The following is a 26,487-nucleotide window of genomic DNA, read 5'->3' as shown; positions in this document are numbered from 1 at the left end:
TGCATACGGAGACCCTCATGCGAATTCTGCTGGTTGAAGACAACCGCGATATCCTGGCAAACCTCGCTGACTATTTGGGGTTGAAAGGTTACACCGTCGATTGCGCGCAAGATGGTCTTTCCGGACTGCACTTGGCAGCCACCGAACACTACGACCTTATCGTGCTCGACATCATGCTACCCGGCATCGATGGCTATACCTTATGCAAGCGTTTGCGGGAGGATGCGCGCCGCGACACGCCGGTGATCATGCTGACCGCCCGCGATCAACTGGATGATCGGCTGCAGGGCTTCCGCTCCGGCGCCGATGACTATTTGCTCAAACCTTTTGCCTTATCGGAGCTTGCCGCGCGCATTGAAGCAGTACTGCGGCGCGCTCAGGGCGGCGGTCGACGGACATTGACCGTCGCTGATCTGGTTTATGACCTGGACACCCTTGAAGTGAGCCGCGACGGGCGTCTGCTCAAGCTAAACCCGGTTGGCCTCAAGCTGTTGGCCGTATTGATGCAAAAAAGCCCGCATGTGCTGCGCCGGGAAATCCTCGAAGAAGCGTTGTGGGGCGACGATTGCCCGGACAGCGACAGCTTGCGCAGTCATGTCCACCAATTGCGCCAGGTGATCGACAAGCCTTTCGCCAAGCCATTGCTGCAAACGGTGCACGGCGTGGGTTACCGCCTGGCCGAGGGCCGTGATGGAGTTTAAGCAAAGCCTCGCCCAGCGGATCATCATCGCCTTCGCGTTGATGAGCGCATTGGTGGCCGGGTCGTTCGCACTGGGAATCGTGGCAACGGTTCATTTAGTCGAAGAAAAATTGATTTCCTCAGGCTTGGGCGGCGATCTGAATCGCTTGCTGCTGATGGACAGCGTGAGCGACTGGAGCCATCGGCCTGAGCCGGACCAATTGTTCTACTACAGCAACGGCCGTGGCGATTTCGCCTTGCCCAAGGACTTGCGACACCTGGATTCCGGTTTTCACGAAGTCTTTCGCGAGGCGTTGTCCTATCACGCCATGGTCGAGATCGTCGACGGCCGGCGCTATGTGCTGCTGCAAGATCAAAGCGACTTCGAAGAACGTGAGCGAGTGCTGTTCGCCGTGGTGTTGGTTGGGTTTGTCCTGGCGTTGGCCCTGGCTGTGTTCCTCGGCTGGATATTGGCTCGACGGGTAATGGCACCGGTGGTACGTCTGGCCAGGCAAGTGCGTCACCGGGATCAGCTGTTGGGACTGGCGCCGCCCTTGGCGCCGGACTACGCGGCCGATGAGGTGGGAGAACTGGCAACTGCCTTCGACGCCACGCTGGGGCGTCTGCGTCAGGCATTGACCCGTGAGCGTCTGTTCACCAGCGACGTCAGCCACGAGCTGCGTACCCCCCTGATGGTGCTCGCCAGTTCTTGCGAGTTGCTGTTGGAAAACCCCGAACTCGATCATCGGGCACGCACTCAGGTCGAGCGCATCGCCCGTGCCTGCGAAGAAATGCGCGACTTGGTACAGACTTTCCTGATGCTGGCCCGTACCCAGCGCGACGAGGCCGGAGCGTCGAAAATTTCGTTGAACGCTGTGGCTGAACAATTGATCGCGCAATGGCGGGAGCCTATCGAGCGTAAGGGGCTGACGCTGGAGTTCAACCCAGGCGTTCCTTCGCCAGGCAGCTATCACACAACATTCTTACTCGCCGTCATGGGTAATCTGCTGCGTAACGCCCTGCATTACACCGACCACGGTTTTATTCGTTTGACCCTGGAAGCCCACGGCTTTGTGGTTGAGGACAGCGGGGTCGGTATTCCGGAAGAAAAGCGTGAGGCAATGTTTCAGCCGTTTGTACGCGGCAATGAACAGCGGGGTGAGGGGCTAGGTCTTGGGCTGTCGCTGGTTCAGCGGATTTGTGAGAGCGAGGACTGGACTGTTAATCTCAGCACCATGGAACCCAACGGCTGCCGTTTCCGTGTTGTGCTGACTGAAACATCCAGCTGATACGGCATGCAGCAGCTTCGAACTTTACAGACTAAAAACTGTCACACACCGGCGACAATCAGTCGCCCTCCCACCTGCCGCGTATCAGGTTGGCATCAAACAGGCGGGTCCGCTGAAGTTTTCCAGTCCGCGGGTACGGACTTTGCAGCACCTGGATCTACCCTCGGTTCCCCATAGCTTCACCATTGGCAGGTTTTATCCTTAACGCATGAGGTAAGCAATGGCCGTTGATTTCGTAGCCGCACCGGGCGTCGCCCCTCAAGACCGCTTTGCCTATTTCTGGAATCAACAGGGCGAGTGGGTCGAAGAACCTAACCGTCGTCGTGGTGGTGAAAGTGGCGTGCAGCGCGTGGTATCGCCCAACGGCCGCCTGCTTTATGTTAAACGCCAGACAGGTCATACCTATCGTTCATGGCTGCATCCATTCGGCAGGCCCACCGTATTGCGCGAGCGTGATGCCATAGAGGGCTTGCGTCAGCTCAGGGTTAATGTACCCAAGCTGGTGTTTTGCGGCGCAGAGCGCGATGCGGACAAGCAATGGCGGGCACTGCTGGTGACCGCAGCGCTCGATGGCTTTGTTGAGATGGACAACTGGTACGCTGCGGGCGGTCGTGAGCGTCACGGTGAAGCGGTGCATGACCGTTTGCTTGAAGAGTTGGCGGCCAACCTGTCGCGCATGCATTTGGGGCGCTGGCAGCATAGCTGTTTGTATATAAAACACATTTTCGTGCGGGTCAGCGGCGACGGTCCTGATGAGAAAGTTGAGGTGGCGCTGCTTGATCTGGAGAAATGCCGCCGCCGCTGGACGGCCCAAAGCGCGGCCCAGCATGATCTGCAGCAGCTACGCCGCCACTCGTCGTTCAACGACACAGACTGGCTGAAATTAGTCTATTTTTACGAGCATGCGTTTGGCAGCGCTATCAAAGGCTTAAGGTGATGAAACTCGAAATAGCGCGAGGTTTTTTCTTGGTAGGGGCGCTAGGTATAGCGTCTCTGGCCCTGACCGTGTGGGAGCAACCTGGCCCCAAAATATTAAGCGCACAGATTGGTGAGGGGCATTGCCCTTTACCACGCGTAGCCAAGGTCAAGCAGGTGGCTGAACCGAGCCATGATTTGCTGCTGTTCATGTATGGCATGACTCAGTGATGGGCAGGCGTCATGTCAGGACTCTTTAGGAGCCAACTTGTTGGCGAGAGGGTTGATGCGGTGGATCAGACCACCGCCTCGCCAACAAGTTGGCTCCCACAGATTCTGGTGAATCAGATTTCACACCATATGCAGGTGGTTATCCCATAGCCCTGCGGGCAACTGTAAAGGCGTCGCTACTATCTGCGGTTGACGGCAATCGTAAAACCGACATCGGCCTTGGCCTGAGGTTGCGACGAAGCCGTCTGCTACTGCACCAATTCCCGCGCAGTCTGCCAAGGGCGCGTCCAGGCGGACTTCACCGCTGTCCAAATCCCAAATGAACAAGCGATTTCCACGGGGCGCACTCATTGCGACCAGGCGCAAGCCGCTGTGTATGGCAACGCTGGCGCTGTAATGGTTCATCGCTTGCAGCTGGCTTTCACCTACCGGGAACGCAACGAACGGCATACCGGGGCGCTTGATTGCCAGCAGATCGGCAGTGGTTTGCCTGTCGCCCATGAATTGCTGGCCGGACACCAGTGTGCCGTCGCTGGCGATGGCCAAATGACGAATGCTGTTCATCGGTTGGCTGAGGGTTTCCTTGCTGAGCAGCATGCCATCGCGGCGCATCAGTACCAGGCTCGGTTGCATGGCGTTCAAATTCATGTCGACTCGGCTTTCCGCTTCAGTGCGGATGCCGCCGTTGGCGACAACCAGTGTTTCTCCGTCAGGCATCCACGACACTTGGTGCGGACCGACACCGTGAGTGGGCATCTCCGTGCTGCGCACCAGACGCTCATCGATGAACCGATAAACGCCCAGCAGGCCCCTGCCCGGATCAGTGGTGTCGTTCTCCGTGGCGTACAGCCAGTCACCGCCCTTATGAATGACCGCGTGTCCATAGAAATGCCGATTCGGCGCAGAGGTTATCGTCTGCAGCAAACGTCCGTCACGCACGTCCAGCAGGTAGCTTTCCGTTCCCGGCCTGCGGGCAACAAACAGCGCCAGCGGCAAGTCGGGATGGTTGACGATGTCGTGACAGCGTTGGCCGACCTGGGTAGCGAAAACCTGTCGGCCGTCCAGCCGATAACCCACGGCAAAGTGATTGCCATCGCTGTCGTCTCGGGCGGACAGCAGCAGCGGCGGGGTTTGCTTTTGCCGAAAGACCGTCCAACCGCCCAAGGTGCAGGCGCCAAGCAATACACTCCCCAAGGCCAACGCCTGACGTCTCAACATATCAGTCTCCGTCGTTGGCATTGAAGCCGAGTTGAACACCCAATGCCTTGGCCAGTTCACCTTCATGCAAACGGTGGACAGTGTTCAAGCTGTCGTAGAGCCCGTTGAGTTGCTGGCGACCCTGTTCAGTGGTGAGCAGTTGACCTAGCGGTGGCTGCAACGAGGAGAGCAATTTACTGCTGTCGGCATAAGCGGCATCTATCCGGTCGGCTACGGGTTTCTGTTCGGCGCCAAGCAGGCCACGCAAGCCCTGATTGTCTACCCCGGCCCACACCGCTTTGGCGCTGAGCAAGCTGGCCTCCAGGCTTTTCAGCGAGGATTCGCTACGCCATGAATCGGCCTGGAATGGCTGGGGAATGCCCTTGGCCTGGCGCCCTAAGGGCGTGCCAAGTTTCTTTTTCAAACTGTCCAGCGCGGTGACCTGAACCCGCAGTAACTCCGCGATGGCTTCATGGGCATCGGCGTAGCGTTGGTTGGGAAATTTGCTCAGCTGCGCGAGCATGCCGTCGGTGTTGTTCCAGCGGTTGAGGATGTCTTCGGCGAGGCTTTTTTGTCGCGCTCCGATGGCCACCAGTAAGGGGCAGTAGCGGGCCTTCTGCTCGACATTGGTCATGTCGACCACGGCGTCGTACAAAATGTATTCATAGGCAGAAAGGCCTTGCACCACAACGCTGGCGTTGGCTAACGCCGCTGCATCGACCTGCGGTTGTGCGCTCAATAGTTGCTCGACCTGGCGTCCGACCAGATTCTTTTTATCCGGCCAGAACTGTATCTGCCAGGCGCGATTGCCTTCGGCCAACGGCCCGATCAGTAGCGGCTGCAACTCAGCCCAGGCGGTTTGCGCATGGAGGAAGTCGGCGCGAGCCGTGTCCAGGCTGGCGTTGCCTTGGCAGAAAGCCAGGGCGCTGATGGACAATTGGCGGTCGGCGTCAACCCAGCGACTGTAGGTGGGCAGAATCACCTGCCTGGCGATCGCCGCCGAGGTTACCGCCTGTGGGTCCTGTGGCGAACAGGCCGCAGTCGTCAGGGCGGCTAAGGCGGCAAGGCTGGTCAGTAGCAGTTTGGGGCGGAACATGTCCGGCTCCTGAGTGTGTCGTGAGGGTACGCATCAAAGCGAGTTCAAAAAGGCCAGCAAAGCGTCGCGCTGCGAGGCATTGAAGCCAAGTACATGTTGTTGTGCGGCCTGTGCCTCGCCGCCGTGCCACAGGACCGCTTCGAGCAGGTTGCGGGCACGACCGTCATGTAGAAATTGGCTGTGGCCGCTGACGGCTTCGGTCAGGCCGATGCCCCACAGCGGCGCAGTACGCCAATCTCGACCCGAGGCCTGGAATTCGCTGCGTTGATCGGCCAAGCCCTCGCCCATGTCATGCAGCAACAGGTCGCTGTAGGGACGAATGATTTGATTGGCCAGTTCGGGTTCTGCGGCGTCGGCACGGGTGGTAAATACTGGGCTGTGGCATTGCTGACACCCTGCTTGATAGAACAGATTTTTGCCCGCCAGTACTAAAGGATTTTCGACGTCTCGTCGTGCCGGGACACCGAGGTTGCGGCTGTAAAACAGCACCTGACGCAGGATGTTGTCGCTCACCTCTGGCTCACCGGCAGGGCTGCCCCCGTTGGGCGCATTGAGGCAATCGGTTTGCGCCGGGGTGCAGTCATCGGCGGGTTTGAGTCGAGTGGTCAGGCCCATGTCGCCAGAGAAGGCGTGGGCATTTTGCTGATTGAGGTTGGGTTGCCCGGCTTTCCAGCCAAAGCGTCCCATTACGGTTTTTTGCAGGGCATCGTCCCACACCTGATTGGCACGTCCAGCGATGCCGTTGCCGTCGCGGTCATGGGGGTCGGCCTGGGCGAGAATCACTGCCTCAGGAATGGCTTCGAGCAAACCCAATCCAATCATCGGTGGCGCAATACGAGCCGAGAACTGCGTGTGCGGGTGCAGCGGCCCGTAACCCAGTTCAGTGATGTTCAGTGTGGGTTTGCGTAACGAGACCTGAGTACCGTCCTTAAAGCTGATCAGCCGCTCATCGTAGTCGACACGAACCTTGCCTTCGGGCCTGACGCCCGGGATCGCCATGTCCTGCAACTGCCCGCCATACACCGGCTCGGGCAATACGCCGGTCCGTTCAATCAATCGAGCAAACGCGGGATCATCGGGAATTGATAGACGCACCAGCATCGACACCGCATTGACCGCCCCCGGCGTAGGCGGATGACCGCGGCCGTCTTTGATGTGGCAGTTTTGACAGGCGTTGGTATTGAACAATGGACCCAGCCCATCCCGCGCCGTGGTGGTCGATGGGGCAATTACCCAAGGGTTGCGGAAAAAGCTGTTGCCGACACTGAAGTCCAGACGGCGAACCGACGAAAGATTGGCCGACGGTAGTGAAAACGCGTTGCGATCGAGTTTTTTTACCGTGGCGCTTCCACCAGACAACGCTTCCCCCGGTTCTGCCTGGGTGAAGCGCGGAGAGTCGTCACAGGCACCCAGGGCTAAGGCGAAAGTGGCAGGCAGAAGAGGGCGCAACGCAAACATATACATCCTGGTGGAAGCTGACGGGTGCAAGACAACGCGCGACCGGCACGGCGCAAATCCCCTGTAGGCGCTAATTTGTTGGCGAAAGTCAGCGCGGTGTATCAATACGCCGCCTCGCCAACAAGTTGGCGCCTTCAGGGATGGCAATTAACGGCCGATCAACTAAAACGAATGTTCGGCGTTGTCCGGGTTCAGGTCGGCGATGCCCAGACGGCTGGCGGCTTGTTCGATGGCGCCGGTCTGGGTGACCAATGAAGCAATGGCGTCGCGTACCACCTGGTTGCCGTCGGTGTTGCCCGCAGCGATCAGTTGATCGAAGTGTTCGCCGTTATTCGCTCGGTCGACGATCACTTGCAGTTTGGCTTGTGTGCCGTTGAGGTCAGACCTGAGCGTGGCGTCAGTCGCCGCATCGGCCTTGGCCACCAGTGAGGACAGGCTCGGGCCGCTGATTTTTTCACCGTTTACCCGGGTGTATTCCCCCAGATAGACGTTGCGAATGCCCAGGCCGTTGTAGAAGTGTGAATGGTGGGTGTCGTCACTAAAACAGTCGTGTTCGTCTTCGCTGGAGTTGGCTTCCAGTGCGACCTTCATCCGTTCCCCTGCGAGTTCCCCCAGGGACAGGCTGCCCATGCCAAACAGCATTTTACGCAGGCCACTTTCGCCCGGCTCGGCTTCGAGCTTGGCGCGGTAGTTATCGGCCACGCCAGGCTTCCAGTTATTGACCATGGTTTCCAGGTCGGTCACCAACAGGTCGGTGACCGCTTTCAGGTATTCGCGACGGCGGTCGTTGTTGCCGCCCGTGGCGCCTGGACCTTCGACGTAGTCAGTGGCCGGGCGTTCGCCTGCACCTGCTTGGGTGCCATGGAGGTCCTGGCCCCAGAGCAGAAATTCGATGGCGTGATAACCGGTGGCGACGTTTGCTTCTGAACCGCCCAATTCGTTCAGGCTCGCCAGTGTTTCAGCACTGATCCGCGTAACGTCGACCTTGTCTTCGCCGAGCTGGATTGTAGTGTTGCCGATAATGTTGGCGGTGGCGCCTGGATTGCCCAGCGCATGCTGGTAATCGGTGGCGACATAATCGATCAGACCTTCGTCCAGGGGCCACGCGTTAACCTGGCCTTCCCAGTCGTCAATAATGGTATTGCCGAAGCGAAAAACCTCGGTTTGCATATACGGTACGCGCGCGGCGACCCAGGCATCCCGGGCAGCCTTGAGGGTGTGGTCGTCTGGCTTGGCCAGGAAATGGTCGACCTCGCTGCGCAGGGATTTTGCCGTAGATTCAGCATCGCTGAACACGGCGTAAATCATGTTCGTGTAGTTGGCGACAACCGCCTTGGCCGCCGCATTGTCGGGCTGGCCAGTCGCTGCGGATGGGGCGCTGGCAGTTACCGGAGCAGCGACCTTGTCCTTGCCTTCGCCACAGCCAACTAGAGAAACAGCGATGGCCAGCAGACTGGCTGTTGCCAAGGGCATACGAATCATGACGGAATCCTGCGTCGGAAAAAGAATAGAACGCGTTAGCACTGAAAAAGCTGCGCCATGATGCGAAAGATATGCAGTTAGCGTAAGGGGAAGGCGGCAGGAAATTGGTTACATGTCATTTCACGATGTCACAGCCGGCGTGAAATGACGGGCGGATGAGCGCGGCTTGCGTTACGTGGTTGTCGCGTGGATACGCTCGGCTTGCTTGAGATAGGCCAGCAATTCCCGGGCGGGCAACGGCTTGCTGTAGAAGTAGCCCTGACCTTCGTGGCAGCCTTCGGAGATGATGTACGCCTCTTGTTCAGCGGTTTCCACGCCTTCGGCAATTACTTGCATGCCGAGACTTTTACCCAACTGGATAATGGCGCGAACGATGGTCGCGTCGTCGTCGTCATCAATGAGGTCCTGAACGAAACTCTTATCGATCTTGATTTTGTCCAGCGGCAAGCTCTTGAGGTAGCTCAGGGACGAATAACCGGTGCCAAAATCGTCAATGGCGATCAACGCTCCGGAGCGACGCAAGCTCAGTAAATGTTGAGCGGCCGTGCTGATGTCTTCCATCAGGCCGGTTTCGGTGACTTCCAGCTCCAGGCTGCGCGGTGGCAGGCGGTAGATCTGCAACAGGTTATTCACCACCCGAGGCAGCTCGGCGTGGTGCAGCTGGACGGTAGACAGGTTGACGGCCATGCGCAAGTCGCTGAACCCTTGGTCGTGCCATTCACGTAACTGCCGGCACGCTTGATCAAGCACCCATTCGCCAATCGCGATGATCGTGCCGTTTTGTTCCGCAAGGGGAATGAACAGATCCGGTGGTACCAACCCATGTTCAGGGTGTTGCCAGCGCAATAGGGCTTCGACGCCGACCACGCGGTTATCGCGATAGCTGATTTGCGGCTGGTAGACCAGGTACAGCTGATCACGCAGCAGAGCTTCTCGGAGGTCTTTTTCCAGCTCGCGACGTCGGCGCATTTCGCTGTCGACGCTGGCTATATAAAACTGATAACGGTTGCGCGACCGAGACTTGGCCAGCGTCATGGTTTGCTCGGACTTTTGCAGCAACTTCTCGGTACTGTCGCCGTCTTCCGGAAACAAGGTGATACCGATGGTGGCGCGCAGGCGAATTTCCTGCTGATCGAGGGCGAACGGCGCTTCAAGGTCATCGAGGATGTTTTGCGCCAGTTCGGCAGCTTCGTAAGGCTGTTCGATGTCGGCCTGAACCAGCGCGAACTGGTCGCCGCCGAGCCGTGCGAGGGCACCTAAACGTCCGCTATGGCCCCGTAGGCGGTCAGCCAGTGCCAGGAGCAACTGGTCGCCGGTCTGATAGCTGAATTGTTCGTTGATTCCCTTGAAGTCATCAAGGCCAACACACAGCACGGCAACGCGGCGTTGCAGGCGGCCCGCATCAACCAGAATTTTATCCAGCTGTTGTTGGAACTGCTGGCGGTTGGGCAGCCCGGTGAGAAAATCATATTGAGCCATGCGCAACAGGCTGTTTTCCGCCTCATGACGCAGATGGGTGTTGCGCTCGATGGACGCCAGCAGCTGATTGGCAGTATTGACCCAGATGCCCAGTTCATTCTTTTCGTGACCCTTCAACAGCGGCAACTGATGCTCGCTGGGCCGGTCTGGATTGATGTTGGTCAGGTGTTCGATAATTTTCGACAGGGGTTTGGTCAGCAACCAGTGATAGACCAGATACAGGACCAGGCCCATGGCTAACGCGCGCAGTACCCCGGAAATAAAGATAATCACCGAACTGACGATGAAACCTTCGCCGTAAGAGGCGGTGTCGAGGGTAATGCGTAAGTCTCCGTAATATTCACTGTACGGACCACGACCCACTAAAGGCGTGGTGAAGCTGCGCTCTTGCCCAAGGATCAGGTCCGTCAGCCACCGAGTCGGGGTCTGACGCAAGTCTCGGGACTTTTCCGCGAGCATGGTTTCGTTGGGATGGCCGATAGACGCCATGCGTACCGCATTGTCCTGGAACAGGCCTTCAATAACTTGCATGCCCATTTCCCGGTCCAGGCTGTAGACCGCCTGGGTCGAAGGGTCGCGGAACATGTCGAGAATGCGTTCGGCGTCATGCGCAACCGCTTGCCGAGTCTTGTAGGCATCGAAGACGATCTGTGCACAACTCAATACCACCCCTACGATCAGTGCCGAAAGCAATACTACGCGCAGCAACTTCACCGACAGGCTGTTTTTAAGTTCCAGCTTCAAATGCTTATTCCTTAGTCCGTGCCGGGAGCGCGATTGTCCGCGAGTATTGCAAATAGAATCTGCTCGTCAAAGGGGCAAGCGCAGCTAATGCATCCGTTTCTTGCGTGCTCGCCAGTGACGCCGTTCGATGGACCGAATCAGGCTGTCCCTACTGTGTCGGTTAAACACCCAGGAAACTGAAGAGCGGTTTAATTAAATCGTGCAGGTTGGATATTAGTCCGCTATTGCTCTGTGGCAATAGGGGGGAGAGCGAAGAACAGGCGAAAAAAAACCCGGCAGAGCCGGGTTTTTGTCTGGAGCGCAGCTTAAGCAGTGAAAGCCTTGCCTTCGAACTGCTCAGCGACGAATTTCCAGTTGACCAGGTTCCAGAACGCTTCCACGTATTTCGGGCGAACGTTGCGGTAATCGATGTAGTAAGCGTGTTCCCATACATCGCAGGTCAGCAGTGGGGTTTCGCCGCTGGTCAGCGGGTTGCCGGCGCCGATAGTGCTGGCCAGAGCCAGGGAACCGTCAGCCTTTTTCACCAGCCAGCCCCAGCCGGAACCGAAGGTGCCGATAGAGGTTTTGCTGAACTCTTCCTTGAACTTGTCAAAGGACCCGAACGCGGCGTTGATGGCGTCGGCCAGCGCACCGGTAGGTTCGCCGCCAGCGTTTGGCGCCAGGCAGTTCCAGTAGAACGTGTGGTTCCAGACTTGAGCGGCGTTATTGAAGATGCCGCCTGAAGAACTCTTGACGATTTCTTCCAGGGTTTTGCCTTCGAACTCGGTGCCTGGCACCTGGTTGTTCAGGTTCACGTCGTAGGTGTTGTGGTGCTTGTCGTGGTGAAACTCTAGGGTTTCACGAGAAATATGCGGCTGCAGGGCATCGTGTGCGTAGGGCAGCGCTGGCAGTTCAAAAGCCATGGTTAATCTCCTAATCAGTTCGGTTGCGGTGAGCGCAAGGCCGATCACGGGCGGCCAGATGTAAACATGCGTCGGGGAGTTTGTACTCTTTGCGACGCAGGGCTGGATCATAGCACCGGGTTTGCGGCATAACCACGCAACAACTGTGTGGGATATAGGTTCCAGAGCCTCGTTGGGAATTAATGAGGAATATTGATTGGCTGCGTTCACCCGTTTACCGCGCCACGATCAATTGCACGGCGACGCTGAACATCATCACTGCGACCAGCAGATCCAGCAACCGCCAGGTTGCAGGCCTTGCAAGCCACGGTGCCAGCCATGCCGCGCCGACCGCCAGGGTGGTGAACCACAACAATGACGCGCTGGCGGCTCCGACTACGTATGCGCCGGGCACGGTTTGTTGCGCGCCGAGTGAGCCGATCAACAATACAGTGTCGAGGTACACATGGGGATTAAGCAGCGTGACCGCCAAGGCGCTGAGCAGTACAGCGCGGCGTGAACGCAGGCCGGTGCCTTCGCTGTGTTGCAGGCTCTGCCGAGAACAGGCACGCCGCAATGCCAGGCTGCCGTACCAAAGCAAGAAGCCGGCACCACCCCAACGGGCGACTGCCAGCAATGTGGGGTTTTGCGCCAGAAGGTTCGCCAGGCCGAACACGCCGGCCGCCACTAAAAGTGCGTCACAGACGATGCACAATGCAGCCACTGGCAAATGATGCTCGCGGCGCAGGCTTTGCGCCAATACAAAGGCATTCTGCGTACCGATGGCCATGATCAGGCCAGCTGCGACTAACAGCCCGTTGAGATAGCTTTGCCACATAGGTTAGTGCTCCTTCGAACTCATCAGCAATCCGTCGGTTTGATCGCGGTTTGTATAGCCAGTCTGATGGTCCAGCCTGTATAAGAAAAACAAATATTACTGATCGCTCATTAGAGAAACTGATGTTCGACTACAAGTTGCTTTCGGCCTTGGCCGCCGTTATTGAACAGGCGGGCTTCGAACGGGCTGCTCAGGTGCTGGGCCTGTCTCAATCAGCCGTGTCACAGCGGATCAAACTGCTTGAAGCGCGGATTGGGCAACCGGTGCTGGTTCGCGCTACGCCGCCCACACCCACTGACATCGGCAGGCGTCTGCTCAACCATGTGCAGCAAGTTCGTCTGCTCGAACGGGATTTGCAACGTCAGGTTCCGGCGCTGGACGATGAAGGCATGCCCGAGCGTCTGCGCATTGCGCTGAATGCCGACAGCCTGGCAACGTGGTGGGCTGCGGTGGTGGGGGACTTTTGCGCGGACCAGCACCTATTGCTGGACCTGGTGGTCGAAGACCAGGACGTCGGTCTCAAACGCATGCGTGCTGGTGAAGTAGCGGCTTGTTTATGCGGCAGCGAGCGGCCTGTGGCGGGCGCGCGCAGCGTGCTACTCGGCGCCATGCGCTATCGTGCGCTGGCCAGCCCCGGTTTTATCGCGCGACATTTTCCTTTGGGTGTCACCGCCGAGCTGTTGGCGCGTTCCCCTGCGCTGGTGTTCGGCCCTGATGATTTCCTGCAGCATCGTTACTTGGCGTCATTGGGCGTGGAGGGCGGTTTTGAGCATCACCTGTGTCCATCATCCGAGGGGTTTCTGCGTATGACCGAAGCCGGACTGGGCTGGGGGCTGGTGCCAGAAGTGCAAGTGCGCGATCAACTGCGACGTGGATTATTAGTCGAGCTGCTGCCTGATCAACCCGTCGATGTGCCTTTGTATTGGCATCATTGGCGCAATGGTGGTCAATTACTTGCGCAGCTAACCGACCTTCTGACTCGGCGAGCTGGCGAATGGCTGGTGCCGCTTGGCAATCAGTAAGCGTCAGTTGTTTCTAATGAATAGCACCTGCTACGAATACACAGTTAAATGGAGCGGTAAATGAAGATTTTGGTCACCGGCGCCAGCGGCTTTATCGGCGGGCGCTTTGCGCGTTTCGCGTTGGAGCAGGGCTTGGATGTGCGGGTCAATGGCCGTCGGGCCGAGGGCGTCGAACATCTGGTGCGCCGTGGAGCGAAGTTCATACAAGGCGATTTGTCCGACCCGGAATTGGTCCAGCGACTCTGCCATGACGTCGAGGCGGTTGTTCATTGCGCGGGTGCCGTAGGCGTCTGGGGTAAGCGCCAGGCGTTTCAGCAGGATAATGTGCAGGTCACCGAGAACATTGTCGAAGGCTGTTTGAAGCAGCAGGTTCGGCGCCTGGTGCATTTGTCGTCACCTTCGATATATTTTGATGGTCATTCGCACCTGAATCTCAGAGAAGAACAGGTGCCAAAACAGTTCAACAATCACTACGCGGCCACCAAGTACCTGGCTGAGCAAAAGGTCTTTGGTGCCGAGGAATTTGGCTTGGAAGTCATTGCCTTGCGACCGCGTTTCGTCACCGGCGCAGGTGACAACAGCATCTTCCCGCGTCTGTTGAACATGCAGCGTAAAAATCGCCTGTCGATTATCGGCAATGGCCTGAACAAGGTCGACTTCACCAGCATGCAAAACCTGAACGACGCGATACTCAGCAGTTTATTGGCGGCGGGCTCTGCGCTGGGGAAGGCCTACAACATCAGTAACGGTGCGCCCGTGCCGTTGTGGGATGCTGTGAATTACGTCATGCGGCAAATGGACATGCCACAAGTGACGCGTTATCGCTCGTACGGGTTGGCCTACAGCGCTGCGGTGTTGAATGAAGGCGCATGCCTGTTGCGGCCGGGTCGTCCAGAGCCGACGCTGTCCCGTTTGGGCATGCAAATCATGAGCAAAGATTTCACGCTGGACATCAGCCGCGCCCGGCATTATCTCGAATACGAGCCGCGCGTCAGCCTTTGGGCGGCCCTGGACGAGTTTTGTGGCTGGTGGAAGGCGCAACAATCGAATTGACCACTCGCATGACGGCGTACGCCTTGGCAGGCGATTCGAGTGGTTATACTGCAGACCTTTCTGTCTCCGTGTCCCTTGAAGGTTTAACCAATGCGTAACGATCCTCATGACGACTTCGATGATGTGCCGCACCTGAGTGCCAAAGACGACGACGATGATGATTTTGTGCCCACCAGTGGTGCCCGCGAGCGTACAACCGTGCGCTCGCGCAGCACGCCTGTGGTGAACGCCAAACGCACCAATACCGGGCCGATCTGGGCACTGGTCGGTGCGTTGTTCATCGCCTTCGCCGGACTTGCCTGGTGGAGCTTTCAACAGATTTCATTGATGGAGCAACAACTGGTGGCGACCCAGGAAAGCTTCGCGCGCATTAGCGAAGATGCTGCCGGTCGCTTACAGGATATCTCGGGCAAAGTGGTAGCCTCTCAGTCAGCAGCCAGCAACAGCGAGGCGCTGAAACTGCAAATCCAGAAGCTGGAAAGCAAGCTCAACGATCAGGACAAACAGCAGGAAGATGTATCGGGCCAGCAAGGCGAGCTGGACAGTCGTTTGCTGCAGATGTCAGCACAGACCGCGCAATTGCAAACCGCCCACACTCAATTGCAGGACCAAGTGAAAAGCCTGAGCAGCGAATTGACTGCGTTGCAAGGGGCTCAGCCAGACTCAAAAGCCATCCAGGCGTCCCAGGCGCAACTGGACGCTCAGTTAAAAGCGCTGAATGCAGACGTGGCCACGCTGAAGAAGCAGGGCAACCCCAGCGTCGCCATTGATCGCCTTGAACAAGAGTTGCTGGTGCTGAAAAGCGAACAAGACAACCGCCCGGCGGCGGCCCCTCAGGACGGCGGCAACACGGCCGAATTTGACGCTTTCCGCGGTCAGGTCACTCGCAACATCAACACCCTGCAAAGCCAGATTCAGAACCTGCAACAGCAGATCAACGCCCGGCGTTGACGGCTTAAAATTCGCGCGTTGTTAACATGCATCTGTTCCTCAACGTGTAGCGCACGTTGAGGAACAGCCTGGGTGTCGAGAACGCCGTCATAACGTTTTGTCAGAACTATTCCCCTGGCGATGTTGAAATTAGCAACAGTTGCGTGGGAATAGTCTGTGTTTCGCTGTATCCCGGTATCTCACTTGCATTTTTCTCTGCGTTTCGTAAGGTGACTTCAAGCAGGCCTGCTTGAAACTTTGAATGCGCTTGCGCTGTTGGCGCATATCAAACGTAACTTTTATCTTTTATGCAATGTCGCCCGGCCACGCTGGGCGACACAAGGAAGAAATATAATGAATGGATTCATTTCTGAATTTGACGCGGATTGCGCTACACGCTCACCCCTGACAATGCAGGCGAATCAGTGTCGTCTAACGTTGATTACGCTGGGGGTGTAAAGTGAAGGCACCCATTAAGAAGCCGGTAAAGCCATCGGTTAAGCCGCCGGTAAAGCCATCGGTAAAGCCGCCGGTAAAGCCACCGGTAAAACCACTGGTTAAGCCGCCGGTAACGCCGCCTGTAAAACCACCGATTAAGCCACCGGTAACACCGCCCGTAAAACCACCGATCAAGCCGCCGACCACAACGCCGAAAAAACAGATCACGGCTAGACCGTTACCACCAAAGCGCACAGGTCTACCGGTTCCAACGGTGAAGCTACCGGAAAAACCAGTGCGCAAATTTTCCCTGAGGCCGACCGGTGAGATTCTTAGTTCTGCGGTGGATGCCTTAACGCTGGCGCTGCTCGTTTGGGAGCTATCCGATAAACTTCGCGCGGTCACGCTAGATGACGGCAGTGTCGTTCATGTAGAAGAGAAAGTCGTCATATTGCCAGACGGCTCCAGAGTGGACATTGATAATGAAACCGTTATCCAGGCCGATGGCATCATTCAACATCCTGGCGGAGTGTTAGAACACCCGGATGGTCGCTGGGAATATACCGAGCTAAATCTAATTCGTCATCCGGACGGTATCTGGGAATACGAAGACGGAACATTAACCAATGACGAGGGTGATATAATCGGTATGCGTCAGGAATAATATCGTTGCTACCGTTATTACATCGATAAAAAACCCCGGCTCTTTGAGCCGGGGTTTTACGTTCTAACTAAATATTTAAAGCCGTGGGTAGTCGATGTAGCCGACTGCGCCTTTGGCGTAGAAGGTTTCTGGAATGGGTGTGTTCAGTGGTGCGTCTTGTTGCAGGCGCTCTAACAGATCCGGGTTGGCGATGTACGGCACGCCGAACGCCACTGCATCAGCCTTGCCGCTGGACAGCCAGGCGTTGGCGCTGTCTTTGCTGAAGCTTTCGTTGACGATGTAATTGCCGCCGAAGGCTTCTTTCAGTTGTGGGCCAAGGCTGTCGCCGGCTTCTTTTTCACGAGAGCAGATAAACGCGATGCCGCGTTTGCCCAGCTCGCGAGCCACGTAGCTGAAGGTCTCGGACAGGTTTACGTCACCCATATCATGGAGGTCAGCGCGCGGTGACAAGTGCATGCCCACACGGCCAGCGCCCCAGACTTCAATCACGGCATCGGTCACTTCCAACATGAGACGCGCACGATTTTCCAGGGAGCCGCCGTATTCATCGGTGCGCTGGTTAGTGCCGCTTTGCAGGAACTGATCGAGTAGATAGCCGTTGGCGCCATGGATTTCCACACCGTCGAACCCGGCAGCCTTGGCGTTTTCTGCGCCTTGACGGTAAGCATCAACCACGTCGGCAATTTCAGCAGCTTCCAGCGCTCGCGGCGTCGGGTAATCAGCCAGAGGGCGAACCAGGCTCACGTGGCCCTTGGCAGTAATAGCACTTGGCGCTACCGGTGCTTCGCCGTTCAGGTACGAAGTGTGGGAAATCCGGCCTACGTGCCACAGTTGCAGAACGATACGGCCGCCCGCAGCGTGCACGGCTTTGGTGATGTTGCTCCAGCCGCGAACCTGTGTGTCAGACCAAATGCCGGGGGTGTCGGGATAGCCAACGCCCATCGGCGTGACCGAGGTTGCTTCGCTGATGATCAGGCCGGCGCTTGCACGTTGAACGTAATACTCAGCCATCAATGCGTTAGGAACGCGGCCTTCGTCAGCGCGGCAACGGGTCAGTGGCGCCATGATGACGCGGTTCGGCAGTTGCAGATCGCCCAAGGTGATCGGGTCAAAAATAGTGCTCATGGTTAATCCTCTTAAAGATCAGTTGGCAGCAGTAGCCACGTCGGCGATAACCGGCTGGCGAAAAGTAATAAGGGTCAGCAGCAGCGCGATAACCGCCAAGGCTGCAGCGGCCAGCGGCACGCTGTTCAAACCGAAACCGTGGGCAATCACGCTGCCACCGATCCAGGCGCCCAGGGCGTTGCCGACATTGAATGCGCCGATGTTGAGGGTCGAAATCAGGTTGGGTGCGGCTTTGCCGAAGGTCATCACGTTGATTTGCAGCGCGGGGACGGCGGCGAAACCTGCGGTGGCCCAGATGAATAGGGTGATTTCAGTTGGAATCAGGGAGCTGCTGGTCCAGGTCAAGACGCTGGACACCACGGCCATGACGATGAACACACCAATCAAGGTCCGGGACATGTTGCGATCGGCCAGTTTGCCGCCAATCACGTTGCCGAGGGTCAAGCCAAGGCCGATCAGCAACAGGGTCCACGTCACGCCCCGTGGGCTGACGCCAGTGACTTCACCCAGCAGCGGTGCCATATAGGTAAACAGCGCGAACACCGACGCGGCAAACATCACGGTCATGCTCAACGACAGCCAGACACCAGCGCCTCGCAGGGCTGCCAGCTCGGCGCGCATATCAAGTTTTTCTTCGTCGCGTTTAGCTGGCAAAAACTTGATCAGGCCGATCAGCGAGATCACGCCGATCACGGTCACTGCGAAGAAGGTCGAGCGCCAGCCAGCGTATTGACCCAGCGCAGTACCCAGCGGCACACCCAGCACGTTGGCCAGGGTCAGGCCAGTAAACATCATCGCCACGGCCGATGCCCGACGGTTGGGTGCAACCAGATTGGCCGCCACCACCGAACCGATGCCGAAGAAAGCACCGTGACACAGGGCGGTGACGATCCGGGCGAACATCAATACGTTGTAGTCACTGGCCAAGGCACACAGCAGGTTGCCGACGATGAAGATCACCATCAACGAAACCAGCGCGGCTTTGCGTGGAAGTTTTGCCCTCACCATGGCCATGAAGGGGGCGCCAATGGCTACGCCCAAGGCGTACCCGGTGACCAGCCAACCAGCGCCAGGAATGGACACGCCGAGGTCGGCCGCGACATCGGGCAGTAGCCCCATGATCACGAATTCCGTGGTGCCGATGGCGAAAGCGCTCAGGGCCAGCATAAGTAGCGAAAGAGGCACGAAGCGTCTCCTTGAAGGGGTTAGGACGTCAGAGCTGTTTGCTTAACGCTTGCAGGAACGCGTGGATGGTTTCTCCATTGCGCTTGAAAAAATGCCACTGGCCAACTTTCTTGCTGGTGATCAACCCCGCCCGTTGCAGGGTCGCCAAATGCGCCGAGACGGTGGATTGAGACAGTCCCGCACGCTGATCAATTTGACCGGCACACACCCCGTTTTCCAGGGAGTGGTCCTGGTCAGGAAAGTAGTGCGCCGAGTCTTTGAGCCACACGAGAATCTCGCGTCGCACAGGGTGGGCCAGGGCTTTTATTATTTCGTCGAGGTCGATAGGCATGTCGTTCTCAGATCGTGGGATAACGCTATATCGCGATGCGGCGAACTATATATTTGTATTTCGCGATATACAAATACGCAGAATGACTAAGAACCGCATAAAACGGTATATCGGGTTATATCGATATAGGCTCGCGCATTGAATTGGCGTAAGCTTCGATCCATGAATTACCTCGCACACCTCCATTTGGGCGGCGATCGCCCCGCGCAACTGCTCGGCAGCCTGTATGGCGACTTCGTCAAAGGACCGTTGCCGGGCCGCTTCACGCCTGAACTTGAAGCGGCCATCCAGTTGCACCGCAGCATTGATACCTTCACCGACGCGCACCCGCTGGTAAAGGAGGCGATTGCGCGCTTTCCCGCCTCACGGCGGCGTTATGCGGGCATCGTCCTGGATGTGTTTTTTGATCACTGCCTGGCGCGAGACTGGGCCTTGTATGCGGCGCAACCGTTAGGCGCGTTTACTGACCGGGTTTACCGCGTACTGGCTGCCGAACCCGCATTGCCGGAGCGCTTGGCGCTGATCGCGCCGTACATGGCGGCTCAGGATTGGTTGGGCTCGTACCGTGACTTCGATGTACTCGAGGCCGTGTTGCGCGGCATTTCCCGACGCTTGTCGCGGCCGGAAGGGCTGGCCGGCGCCATGCAGGAGTTACAGGCGCTGTATCAGCCCTTGAGCGCGGACTTCGCTGAGTTTTATCCCTTGCTACAGGACTTCGCTCAGGCGGCCTTGGCCGACCGCGTTTCCTTCGTTTGAGCGGGCAGGGGGCTTTCGCCGAACAGCGCCAGTTGTACGGCCTGTTGCGCCTGATACGCCAACGCTGCGCGTTCCTGGTGTTGGCTGGCGATGGGGGTGAGCAATTGAATATGCACATCGCCCTGTGCGTTGGCGAATAAGCGGCGCAAGTGCGAGAGCAAATCGTCATCGCCAATGAACGGCGCGATAGGACACGGTTGGCCGTCACGCAGGTAACGAATTGCCACCGGCTGCAATTGCACGCCCGCATTAATGGCACTGGCCAGCATCCGCCCGTGGAACGTGCGCAGACTGCGGCCGTCAGTGGTGGTGCCTTCGGGGAAGATCATCAATGCGTCTTGGCCCTGCAAGTGCTGGGTCATTTGTTGCAGTACTAAACGGCTGTCACCTGACCCGCGGCGGATAAACAACGTACCGGCTTTGAGCGCCAACCAACCGGCAACCGGCCAGTTGCGGACTTCGGCTTTGGACAGAAAGGACAGCGGTGCAATCATCCCCAACAATGGAATATCGGTCCAGGACACATGATTGCTGACCCATAGCATCGGCTCACGGGGTAATTCCCCGCTGACCGTCACGCGAAACGGCAGTGCCGCGCTCAATCGCGCCATGAACCATCGGGACCAGCGCTGACGGCGGGCCATGGAATCGCCGATGCGTAATTTCTCAAGCACGCCGAACGTGCCGGCAATCGCCAGACCCAGGGCGAGCACCCACAACACCCGGATTAACCGCGCATAACCGCGTACCCGGCTCATCAGACCGCTGCCTTGAAGTGGCGGGCATAACGCGGACACAGGTCATCACGCTTGAGCAGAATGAATACGTCGGCCACTTGAAAGTCTTCGTCCCAGCACGGTTCGCCGCAAATTTTTGCCCCCAGGCGCATGTAGGCTTTGAGCAGCGGCGGCATCTCGCAGATGACGTTGTTGGGCAGGTCCAACGTGGGCAATGGTTTTTTCGGTTCGGCGCGTAGGTTTCTGGTGCACAAGTAGCGTTCGCGCAAGCGTTGCATGATGGCGTGGGCTTGAATGCCGCCGTCCTGCATGGGAATACTGGCGCAGCCCATCAGGTAACTGTAGCTGCCTTCGTTGAGGATCTCTGCCAGTTCGCTCCACAACACGGCGATGGTGCCGCCGTTGCGATAAGCCGGGTCGACACAGGTGCGGCCCAGCTCCAGAATGGGTCCTTGCAGATGGCCGAGGCCGTGTAGGCTGAATTCTTCTTCGCTGTAGTAATTGCCCAACGTGCTGGCGGCTTTGTGGTCGAGCAAACGGGTGGTTGCTACCAGCCGGCCTGTGGCCAAATCGCGAACACCGATATGCGAACAGTGCGCATCGTAGTCATCCATGTCCAGGCCAAGTTCGGCGCCTTTAAGCTTGGCGTTGAACTCACCGCTGAATACGCTGAAACGCAAAGCCTGGGCTTCGTGAAGCGCCTTTGCGCCAGTCAGGCGTTCGGCCTGCAGGCGGCGTTCGACACGGGTGTCGCAAGTACGGGCGATCTGGGTCATGTGGCGTCTCCATAAGCCAGCCAGGCAGTTGCGGCCGGTCGAGTTCAATCGCAAATTTGGGTACAAATGCAGGCTATGGAGGCGCGATGTCACCACTATTAAGCTTTGGTGATGCTTGTATGACAGCGGTTTGACCCCTGACTTAAATCTGAGCCGGCTTGCTGGTAAAAGCAGTAACTTGGTTTTTCAGTGGCGCCGAGGCGCGTAGATAATCGCTGTAGGAAGGTCCGCCACGTCTTCGACGCCGCGCTGTCGCGTAAGTCAATAAGTTACGTGTTGTTTGATAAGAGCGAACGTGTTCGTGAAGCAGGCGACGCGGTATATCAGCAGTGCCGTTTGGAAGGGCCTGCGTCGAGGTTGTCAGTTATTGCCGCAGGGATTTGCAACCGCCTATAACAGCCGGTTAAGGTTGGCCCCCACCGCGCGTACGGAGTTCGCATGCTCAACACACTTCGCCTTCTGCTGACCTCGTCGAGTTTAACGGCATGAGGGGGGCGATTTTTCCGTGGCGCGCCGAGAACCGGTTCAATTTGCTGATCGACGGTCCGGCGTTTTTTCCACGCATGATCGCCGCCATCGAGCAGGCGCAGCAGCAGGTCGAATTGGAGTTGTACCTGGTCGAGGCCGGGAGCTGCGCTGAAGCGGTGGTACAAGCCTTGGTGGCGGCGGCGCAACGGGGCGTCATAGTGCGTTGCCTGTTTGATGGCTTTGGCGCCCAGGCCTTCACGTTGAGCCTGCGCAAACGACTGACCGACGCGGGGGTCGTCCTGCGGTTTTATAACCGAATGCATTGGCGCCGAGGTCTGCGCAACCTGTACCGCGATCACCGAAAGCTGCTGCTGGTGGATAAGCACCTGGCGGTGGTCGGTGGCACTGGCGTTACTGACGAGTTCTGGCACCCGGAACGTGAGACCAGCGACTGGCACGAAGTGATGGTGGAAATTACCGGGCCGATGGTTGTCGATTGGCAGGCGCTGTTCGACCGGCAGTTCCACGCCAACGAACGTCCCACCGCATGGCGCCCCACACATATCTTCGGCCTGCCGCGCTTGCCCAGGCTGCCACTGACCAGCGAAGGCATGGGCCGTGTGGCGTATGCAGATTCCCGCCAGCACCGTGACATCCTGCAATCGCTGGTCCGGGCCTTGGCCAGCGGCCAGCGCCGGATCTGGTTGGCGACCCCGTATTTCCTGCCCACCTGGAAAGTCCGCCGGGCACTGCGCCGAGCTGCATCGCACGGTATCGACGTCCGTTTATTGCTCACGGGGCCACGCACGGATCATCCGTCTGTACGCTACGCGGGCCACCGTTATTATCCGCGGCTATTAAAATCAGGCGTGCGCATTTTCGAATATCAGCCGTGTTTTTTGCATTTGAAAATGGTCCTGGTCGACGACTGGGTGAGCATTGGCTCTTGCAACTTCGACCACTGGAACCTGCGGTTCAATCTCGAAGCCAACCTCGAAGCCCTCGACCCTGGTTTGACCCAGGCAGTAGCCAGCAGCTTCGCCGCTGACTTCGCGCTAAGCACAGAAGTCAGCCTGGAAGATTGGCAGTCTCGGCCGTTTTTGCGCCGAGTACAGCAACGAATCTGGGGCTGGATCGACCGGCTGGTGGTTAACGTGCTGGACCGTCGTAATTAATCAAGTGCCCCGTAGTAGTTGCCTATTACCCGCGCCGTGCTCGTCGGCCGTACGTTGACTATCCTTATCTGCCCACACCTTTGCTTAAGGAGAAAGTCATGGCCGCGAAGAAAATTCTCATGCTGGTCGGCGATTTCGTTGAAGACTACGAAGTGATGGTGCCGTTTCAGGCGTTGCAGATGGTCGGGCACGTTGTCCACGCCGTTTGTCCTGGCAAGACCAACGGTCAATCAGTGCGCACTGCCATTCACGATTTTGAAGGCGATCAAACCTACAGTGAAAAGCCGGGCCACAACTTTGCGCTGAACTTCGATTTCGATAAGGTCAAGGTTGAGGACTACGACGCCTTGGTCATTCCCGGTGGCCGTGCGCCGGAGTACCTGCGCTTGAACGAAACCATTCTTGGCTGGGTTCGCGCATTCGATAAAGCCGATAAACCCATCGCGTCGGTCTGTCACGGTGCGCAATTGCTGGCCGCCGCGGGTGTGCTGGAAGGCCGCGAATGCAGTGCTTACCCTGCCTGCGCCCCGGAAGTGCGTTTGGCTGGCGGCACGTTCATGGACATCGCTGTAACGGCAGCCCATACCCACCGTAACCTGGTGAGTGCGCCCGCCTGGCCTGCGCATTCAGCCTGGTTGAACGGTTTTCTTAAACTGCTCGGGACTGAAATTACTCTGTGAGGAAACACGTATGTGCGAACTCTATGTCAAAGCCGATCCGATTTTGTATGAGTCACGCTCTCGTTCCCTGCGCATCTGTGGCGTAGTAACCACGCTGCGTCTGGAAAATCAATTCTGGGATATCCTGGCGGAAATCGCCCGCAACGACAGCATGACCACCAACCAGTTGATCACCAAGCTGTACGAGGAAGTCATGGGCTTCAACGGCGAAGTGATTAACTTCGCCTCATTCCTTCGGGTCAGTTGTACGCGGTATCTGAGTCAGCGTCGGGTTGCGGCGCCGGAGCTAAGTGTGGTGCGCTCGGCTGCGAAGTGATCTTCAGGTACATTCAGAGCTCGATCAGCGGATCGAGTTTGAATGTGAAGCTCAACGGCCATCGCGATACAAGGTTGTTCGCCTCAGAACTTTTTTAGAATCGAGCCTAGCAGGGTCGTTCTCTTTTTCGAGAGCGAGATGAAGTTGCCAATACCGCGATTCGGGTCGGAAGGCGAGGCCCGAGATATAAGGGATCGATCAGTTGATACAGGCTGTCGTAACGGTAGCGGTTGATGGGGTCGATTTGCTGATTGGCGAAAAAACGTACGGGTAGCGCTGCGTCTTCGACTTTCAGGATATTGCCTACCGGATCGTAGGCGTAATTCAGCTGTTGCAGCGGTGATTGGCCTGCCACAGATGAGGTCAATCCATCGGTCTACCACTGGCTAACTCATAGATGACGACAAGGCTGAGGTTCATTTTTCGCTTTCAGCCTTGAGCGCCAGCATTTCTTGCGCCGTGTCGTTTTCATCCTCGGCAATGGTGTACCACGTCAAATAAGTTTGGCGGCGCATCCAACCGTTTGCAGTCAAGGTGACAGTGGGGCGGCCCAGCGGGTCGTAGAACTGCTTGTCGCAGTAGCCATAATCCCTGAAAAATACGTCATTGATGTGGCGAAGCTTATTGGCAAAATAGGGACGGTATACCCGCACTGCCAAACCTTTATTGTTGTATTCCACTCGTTCGCTGACGCGCCAGCGGGGCGCGGCATTGATGATCTCGGGCCTGGGGGGCGTCGTGCCGTAATCGATAATCAGCTCGCCATAATCGTTGACGTTGAACGCGTCGCCGCTTTCAACTTTTTGCTTGGTTTGCAATGTGCGCCCAAAGCCATCGACAGAGGCGATAGAAATGCGTATTTGTGCGTCCGGGTCGCCGGGGTAGCGGTCGGCCTGGAGTACGGCGCTTCTTACGGGTTCCCGGGTGCGTTCGTCCTTGCACCAACTAAACGTATCGTAGAGACAGACAGTGGCGTAATTGCCCAATACGGCTTCTGGGTAAGCAATTGCTTCGTCGAAGGTAATGTTGCGGTCCATGAGCTCTGTAAGCGGAGCAAACCCGGCTTCAATGCCCAACTCAGTGCCATAAAAACTGGTAGCCCGCAGCCTGCCGAAAGCATCGTACGCCGCCTCCTGAGTGTTCTGATTAGGGTCGACAATTCGCCATGGCTGCAAGCTGTGATAAGCGTAAGTCGCGGTAGTGGCGCAGCCCGCCGGGTCAGTGATTCGGGTCGGAAACAGGTGATAAGGGTCATATTCGACCAAGGTTTCGCCATGACTTCGCGTTGGCCGGAAGGCGGTGATCTGGTGGAAGTCTTCGGGCGCGGCGTAAGTGTTGAAGCCGCGTTTGACTGACCATAGGTTCAGCCCGTCCGCAGGTAGAAAACTGGGCATCAAATGATAGCCGACTTCAAGAAGCTTGGCGATTAATTCATCGGGCGTCATGACCCGATCATAGGCACTGAGTGCGTTGTCATCCAGCTCCGCAGTTTCTGTGTAGTCGGCCAGCGCCTCGAAGGTCGCCTCACCGTCGCCGCAATTGATATAGCGCTGGATTGAAAGCCCGGTCAGCACTCTGGGCAACGTGGCAAAGACGCTGGCAGGGTCGACAAACCGTTCATACGTGACCTCAGTGGGAAGCAGGCTGGCGGCGGGGACGACCATGGCATTACCGCGCAAGCGAAAGGGCAAACCCAGGCGCCAACTCTGCGGTCGATCCAGATGAATGGCTTGGGCCAGCGACTCGTTGAGATACACGCATTGTTGCGCGTCGTCATGGGAGGCCTGCCACCAGCGTTGCTGGTGTTCGTCATAGCCGGTAGGTGGCGTGTCGGTAGGTTGTTTTCGCCTTGCATAGTTGACGCTTACCCCATGGGTCAGCGTGCCAAACGCATCCCACGCCAGGCTCACCGTGTGCTCACACAAGGGGTCGTCAGCAACATGTTCGTAGTGATAGCCGATGGATTCCAGCGCCAGCGTCAAAAGACTTGCATAGCGCTGATGTGGGCCTAGCGGTTGTAACTGCCGAACCAGATAGCGTGAACTCTGTACCGAATAAGGCACGGCGCGCGCTGAATCACCGTCGAGGCCGCTTTGGAGACCAAACACTTCTACCCGCAGTACCGACCCGCTGAGTGCGCGCGCTATTTCCCGGCGCGTTGCCTCGTCGCTGGTGGCGAATAATTGTTCGGTTTGACTGGCATTGTCGAGTTCACTGAAAAGATGAGGCCCCAACGACTGAGCGTCCCTATCGCTAGTGTTGTAATCCGTAGGTGGACGTTCAGGATAACGGCCTGTGTGAAACCATGTTTTGGTCAGGACGGGTGCTGCGAAAGACTCATCCTCCACTCCGCCTGGCTCGGTGTCGATTTGCATAAGCAGGCCGAAGCCACGGAATATCCGTTCATGCCCGTCGTAAAAGCCCTGGCGGTACTGAAAGTTCTGGGTAAGGGTATTTCCGGTGATTTCGTCCAACTGAGTCTGCTGCACAACAACCGGCAATGGAAACGGCACCTCAGATACAGCGACTGCGCCCGATGCTC

The 26,487-nt window shown here is 57.5% G+C and carries 26 protein-coding genes; 12 read left to right on the top strand and 14 right to left on the bottom strand.

All coding sequences use genetic code 11. The features are described from left to right. Nucleotides 1-17: 17 nt before the first annotated feature. The 4 genes from colR (at nucleotide 18) to JWR17_RS12905 (ending at nucleotide 3,114) form a co-directional block, all read left to right on the top strand. Nucleotides 18-701, top strand: coding sequence for a two-component system response regulator ColR (gene colR, locus JWR17_RS12920; protein ID WP_299832022.1), 684 nt, complete (start codon nucleotides 18-20; stop codon nucleotides 699-701). Beyond that, nucleotides 691-1,968 (top strand): HAMP domain-containing sensor histidine kinase, encoded by a 1,278-nt coding sequence (locus tag JWR17_RS12915; protein ID WP_299832019.1) that lies wholly within the window; start codon nucleotides 691-693, stop codon nucleotides 1,966-1,968. The genes colR and JWR17_RS12915 overlap by 11 nt, the downstream gene beginning before the upstream one ends. A gap of 220 nt (nucleotides 1,969-2,188) precedes the next feature. Continuing rightward, nucleotides 2,189-2,905 carry a lipopolysaccharide kinase InaA family protein gene (locus tag JWR17_RS12910; RefSeq protein ID WP_299832017.1) on the top strand — a complete coding sequence of 239 codons (717 nt, stop codon included), beginning with the start codon at nucleotides 2,189-2,191 and terminating at the stop codon, nucleotides 2,903-2,905. Beyond that, nucleotides 2,905-3,114 carry a hypothetical protein gene (locus JWR17_RS12905; RefSeq protein ID WP_299832015.1) on the top strand — a complete coding sequence of 70 codons (210 nt, stop codon included), beginning with the start codon at nucleotides 2,905-2,907 and terminating at the stop codon, nucleotides 3,112-3,114. Before JWR17_RS12910 ends, JWR17_RS12905 begins: the two co-directional genes overlap by 1 nt. 120 nt (nucleotides 3,115-3,234) lie before the next feature. Here the strand turns inward: JWR17_RS12905 and JWR17_RS12900 are convergent, their stop codons facing one another. From JWR17_RS12900 to JWR17_RS12870, 7 genes are all read right to left on the bottom strand, one after another. Next, nucleotides 3,235-4,332 carry a DUF1513 domain-containing protein gene (locus JWR17_RS12900; protein WP_299832013.1) on the bottom strand — a complete coding sequence of 366 codons (1,098 nt, stop codon included), beginning with the start codon at nucleotides 4,330-4,332 and terminating at the stop codon, nucleotides 3,235-3,237. A gap of 1 nt (nucleotide 4,333) precedes the next feature. Continuing rightward, nucleotides 4,334-5,407 carry an imelysin family protein gene (locus tag JWR17_RS12895; RefSeq protein WP_299832011.1) on the bottom strand — a complete coding sequence of 358 codons (1,074 nt, stop codon included), beginning with the start codon at nucleotides 5,405-5,407 and terminating at the stop codon, nucleotides 4,334-4,336. Between the two features lie 33 nt (nucleotides 5,408-5,440). Continuing rightward, complete coding sequence (locus JWR17_RS12890) at nucleotides 5,441-6,865, bottom strand: di-heme oxidoredictase family protein (RefSeq protein WP_299832009.1); 1,425 nt, start codon at nucleotides 6,863-6,865, stop codon at nucleotides 5,441-5,443. Nucleotides 6,866-7,027: 162 nt separating this feature from the next. Continuing rightward, nucleotides 7,028-8,347 (bottom strand): imelysin family protein, encoded by a 1,320-nt coding sequence (locus JWR17_RS12885; RefSeq protein ID WP_299832007.1) that lies wholly within the window; start codon nucleotides 8,345-8,347, stop codon nucleotides 7,028-7,030. Between the two features lie 171 nt (nucleotides 8,348-8,518). Beyond that, complete coding sequence (locus JWR17_RS12880; RefSeq protein WP_299832005.1) at nucleotides 8,519-10,570, bottom strand: bifunctional diguanylate cyclase/phosphodiesterase; 2,052 nt, start codon at nucleotides 10,568-10,570, stop codon at nucleotides 8,519-8,521. 305 nt (nucleotides 10,571-10,875) lie between these two features. Then, a complete protein-coding gene (locus tag JWR17_RS12875; protein WP_299832003.1) occupies nucleotides 10,876-11,472 on the bottom strand; it encodes a Fe-Mn family superoxide dismutase in 597 nt (198 codons plus the stop codon). A 214-nt stretch (nucleotides 11,473-11,686) separates the two neighbouring features. Then, complete coding sequence (locus JWR17_RS12870; protein ID WP_299832001.1) at nucleotides 11,687-12,289, bottom strand: LysE/ArgO family amino acid transporter; 603 nt, start codon at nucleotides 12,287-12,289, stop codon at nucleotides 11,687-11,689. A gap of 122 nt (nucleotides 12,290-12,411) precedes the next feature. On the opposite strand from JWR17_RS12870, the gene JWR17_RS12865 reads away from it, so the two are divergent. The 3 genes from JWR17_RS12865 (at nucleotide 12,412) to JWR17_RS12855 (ending at nucleotide 15,315) form a co-directional block, all read left to right on the top strand. Further along, on the top strand, nucleotides 12,412-13,311 hold the full coding sequence (locus tag JWR17_RS12865; protein WP_299831999.1) for a LysR family transcriptional regulator ArgP: 900 nt from the start codon (nucleotides 12,412-12,414) through the stop codon (nucleotides 13,309-13,311). A 60-nt stretch (nucleotides 13,312-13,371) separates the two neighbouring features. Then, a complete protein-coding gene (locus JWR17_RS12860; protein WP_299831997.1) occupies nucleotides 13,372-14,364 on the top strand; it encodes an NAD(P)-dependent oxidoreductase in 993 nt (330 codons plus the stop codon). A gap of 90 nt (nucleotides 14,365-14,454) precedes the next feature. Beyond that, a complete protein-coding gene (locus tag JWR17_RS12855) occupies nucleotides 14,455-15,315 on the top strand; it encodes an ATPase (protein ID WP_299831995.1) in 861 nt (286 codons plus the stop codon). A 411-nt stretch (nucleotides 15,316-15,726) separates the two neighbouring features. Here JWR17_RS12855 and JWR17_RS12850 read toward each other — a convergent pair whose 3' ends face one another. After that, a complete protein-coding gene (locus JWR17_RS12850) occupies nucleotides 15,727-16,035 on the bottom strand; it encodes a hypothetical protein (protein WP_299831994.1) in 309 nt (102 codons plus the stop codon). Here JWR17_RS12850 and JWR17_RS12845 point away from each other — a divergent pair. Further along, complete coding sequence (locus JWR17_RS12845) at nucleotides 16,028-16,396, top strand: hypothetical protein (RefSeq protein WP_299831993.1); 369 nt, start codon at nucleotides 16,028-16,030, stop codon at nucleotides 16,394-16,396. The two genes, JWR17_RS12850 and JWR17_RS12845, sit on opposite strands and share 8 nt — an antisense overlap. Before the next feature lie 75 nt (nucleotides 16,397-16,471). On the opposite strand, the gene JWR17_RS12840 is transcribed toward JWR17_RS12845, so the two are convergent. From JWR17_RS12840 to JWR17_RS12830, 3 genes are read right to left on the bottom strand one after another with little or no spacing between them, the layout of a single operon-like run. Further along, nucleotides 16,472-17,521 carry an alkene reductase gene (locus JWR17_RS12840; protein WP_299831991.1) on the bottom strand — a complete coding sequence of 350 codons (1,050 nt, stop codon included), beginning with the start codon at nucleotides 17,519-17,521 and terminating at the stop codon, nucleotides 16,472-16,474. 18 nt (nucleotides 17,522-17,539) lie between these two features. Beyond that, entirely contained in the window at nucleotides 17,540-18,706 is a 1,167-nt protein-coding gene (locus JWR17_RS12835) for an MFS transporter (RefSeq protein WP_299831989.1), read from the bottom strand. 28 nt (nucleotides 18,707-18,734) lie between these two features. After that, entirely contained in the window at nucleotides 18,735-19,037 is a 303-nt protein-coding gene (locus JWR17_RS12830) for a helix-turn-helix transcriptional regulator (protein ID WP_299831987.1), read from the bottom strand. A 162-nt stretch (nucleotides 19,038-19,199) separates the two neighbouring features. On the opposite strand from JWR17_RS12830, the gene JWR17_RS12825 reads away from it, so the two are divergent. Continuing rightward, on the top strand, nucleotides 19,200-19,793 hold the full coding sequence (locus tag JWR17_RS12825; RefSeq protein WP_299831985.1) for an ACP phosphodiesterase: 594 nt from the start codon (nucleotides 19,200-19,202) through the stop codon (nucleotides 19,791-19,793). Here JWR17_RS12825 and JWR17_RS12820 read toward each other — a convergent pair. Continuing rightward, entirely contained in the window at nucleotides 19,757-20,551 is a 795-nt protein-coding gene (locus tag JWR17_RS12820) for a lysophospholipid acyltransferase family protein (RefSeq protein ID WP_299831983.1), read from the bottom strand. The genes JWR17_RS12825 and JWR17_RS12820 overlap by 37 nt on opposite strands. Then, on the bottom strand, nucleotides 20,551-21,306 hold the full coding sequence (gene olsB, locus JWR17_RS12815; protein WP_299831981.1) for an L-ornithine N(alpha)-acyltransferase: 756 nt from the start codon (nucleotides 21,304-21,306) through the stop codon (nucleotides 20,551-20,553). The genes JWR17_RS12820 and olsB overlap by 1 nt, the downstream gene beginning before the upstream one ends. Before the next feature lie 485 nt (nucleotides 21,307-21,791). Here olsB and JWR17_RS12810 point away from each other — a divergent pair, with 485 nt between their 5' ends. From JWR17_RS12810 to JWR17_RS12800, 3 genes are all read left to right on the top strand, one after another. After that, complete coding sequence (locus JWR17_RS12810; protein ID WP_299831979.1) at nucleotides 21,792-22,949, top strand: phosphatidylserine/phosphatidylglycerophosphate/cardiolipin synthase family protein; 1,158 nt, start codon at nucleotides 21,792-21,794, stop codon at nucleotides 22,947-22,949. A 98-nt stretch (nucleotides 22,950-23,047) separates the two neighbouring features. Then, nucleotides 23,048-23,629, top strand: a complete 582-nt coding sequence (locus JWR17_RS12805) for a DJ-1/PfpI family protein (protein ID WP_299831977.1) — start codon at nucleotides 23,048-23,050, stop codon at nucleotides 23,627-23,629. Nucleotides 23,630-23,639: 10 nt separating this feature from the next. Next, complete coding sequence (locus JWR17_RS12800) at nucleotides 23,640-23,945, top strand: ribbon-helix-helix domain-containing protein (protein WP_299831975.1); 306 nt, start codon at nucleotides 23,640-23,642, stop codon at nucleotides 23,943-23,945. Nucleotides 23,946-24,361: 416 nt separating this feature from the next. Here the strand turns inward: JWR17_RS12800 and JWR17_RS12795 are convergent. Then, on the bottom strand, nucleotides 24,362-26,487 hold a 2,126-nt coding region (locus JWR17_RS12795; RefSeq protein WP_299831973.1), incomplete at its 5' end, for a toxin TcdB middle/C-terminal domain-containing protein.

Source organism: Pseudomonas sp. (assembly GCF_028293835.1).
Taxonomy (GTDB): Bacteria; Pseudomonadota; Gammaproteobacteria; order Pseudomonadales; family Pseudomonadaceae; genus Aquipseudomonas.
This window is presented reverse-complemented; position numbering and strand designations above follow the sequence as displayed.

Coding starts and splice junctions, on each gene's coding strand:
- colR (WP_299832022.1), top strand. CDS start 18: ATGCGAATTCTGCTGGTTGAAGACAACCGCGATATCCTGGCAAACCTC.
- JWR17_RS12915 (WP_299832019.1), top strand. CDS start 691: ATGGAGTTTAAGCAAAGCCTCGCCCAGCGGATCATCATCGCCTTCGCG.
- JWR17_RS12910 (WP_299832017.1), top strand. CDS start 2,189: ATGGCCGTTGATTTCGTAGCCGCACCGGGCGTCGCCCCTCAAGACCGC.
- JWR17_RS12905 (WP_299832015.1), top strand. CDS start 2,905: ATGAAACTCGAAATAGCGCGAGGTTTTTTCTTGGTAGGGGCGCTAGGT.
- JWR17_RS12900 (WP_299832013.1), bottom strand. CDS start 4,332: ATGTTGAGACGTCAGGCGTTGGCCTTGGGGAGTGTATTGCTTGGCGCC.
- JWR17_RS12895 (WP_299832011.1), bottom strand. CDS start 5,407: ATGTTCCGCCCCAAACTGCTACTGACCAGCCTTGCCGCCTTAGCCGCC.
- JWR17_RS12890 (WP_299832009.1), bottom strand. CDS start 6,865: ATGTTTGCGTTGCGCCCTCTTCTGCCTGCCACTTTCGCCTTAGCCCTG.
- JWR17_RS12885 (WP_299832007.1), bottom strand. CDS start 8,347: ATGATTCGTATGCCCTTGGCAACAGCCAGTCTGCTGGCCATCGCTGTT.
- JWR17_RS12875 (WP_299832003.1), bottom strand. CDS start 11,472: ATGGCTTTTGAACTGCCAGCGCTGCCCTACGCACACGATGCCCTGCAG.
- JWR17_RS12870 (WP_299832001.1), bottom strand. CDS start 12,289: ATGTGGCAAAGCTATCTCAACGGGCTGTTAGTCGCAGCTGGCCTGATC.
- JWR17_RS12865 (WP_299831999.1), top strand. CDS start 12,412: ATGTTCGACTACAAGTTGCTTTCGGCCTTGGCCGCCGTTATTGAACAG.
- JWR17_RS12860 (WP_299831997.1), top strand. CDS start 13,372: ATGAAGATTTTGGTCACCGGCGCCAGCGGCTTTATCGGCGGGCGCTTT.
- JWR17_RS12855 (WP_299831995.1), top strand. CDS start 14,455: ATGCGTAACGATCCTCATGACGACTTCGATGATGTGCCGCACCTGAGT.
- JWR17_RS12840 (WP_299831991.1), bottom strand. CDS start 17,521: ATGAGCACTATTTTTGACCCGATCACCTTGGGCGATCTGCAACTGCCG.
- JWR17_RS12830 (WP_299831987.1), bottom strand. CDS start 19,037: ATGCCTATCGACCTCGACGAAATAATAAAAGCCCTGGCCCACCCTGTG.
- JWR17_RS12825 (WP_299831985.1), top strand. CDS start 19,200: ATGAATTACCTCGCACACCTCCATTTGGGCGGCGATCGCCCCGCGCAA.
- JWR17_RS12820 (WP_299831983.1), bottom strand. CDS start 20,551: ATGAGCCGGGTACGCGGTTATGCGCGGTTAATCCGGGTGTTGTGGGTG.
- olsB (WP_299831981.1), bottom strand. CDS start 21,306: ATGACCCAGATCGCCCGTACTTGCGACACCCGTGTCGAACGCCGCCTG.
- JWR17_RS12810 (WP_299831979.1), top strand. CDS start 21,792: ATGAGGGGGGCGATTTTTCCGTGGCGCGCCGAGAACCGGTTCAATTTG.
- JWR17_RS12805 (WP_299831977.1), top strand. CDS start 23,048: ATGGCCGCGAAGAAAATTCTCATGCTGGTCGGCGATTTCGTTGAAGAC.
- JWR17_RS12800 (WP_299831975.1), top strand. CDS start 23,640: ATGTGCGAACTCTATGTCAAAGCCGATCCGATTTTGTATGAGTCACGC.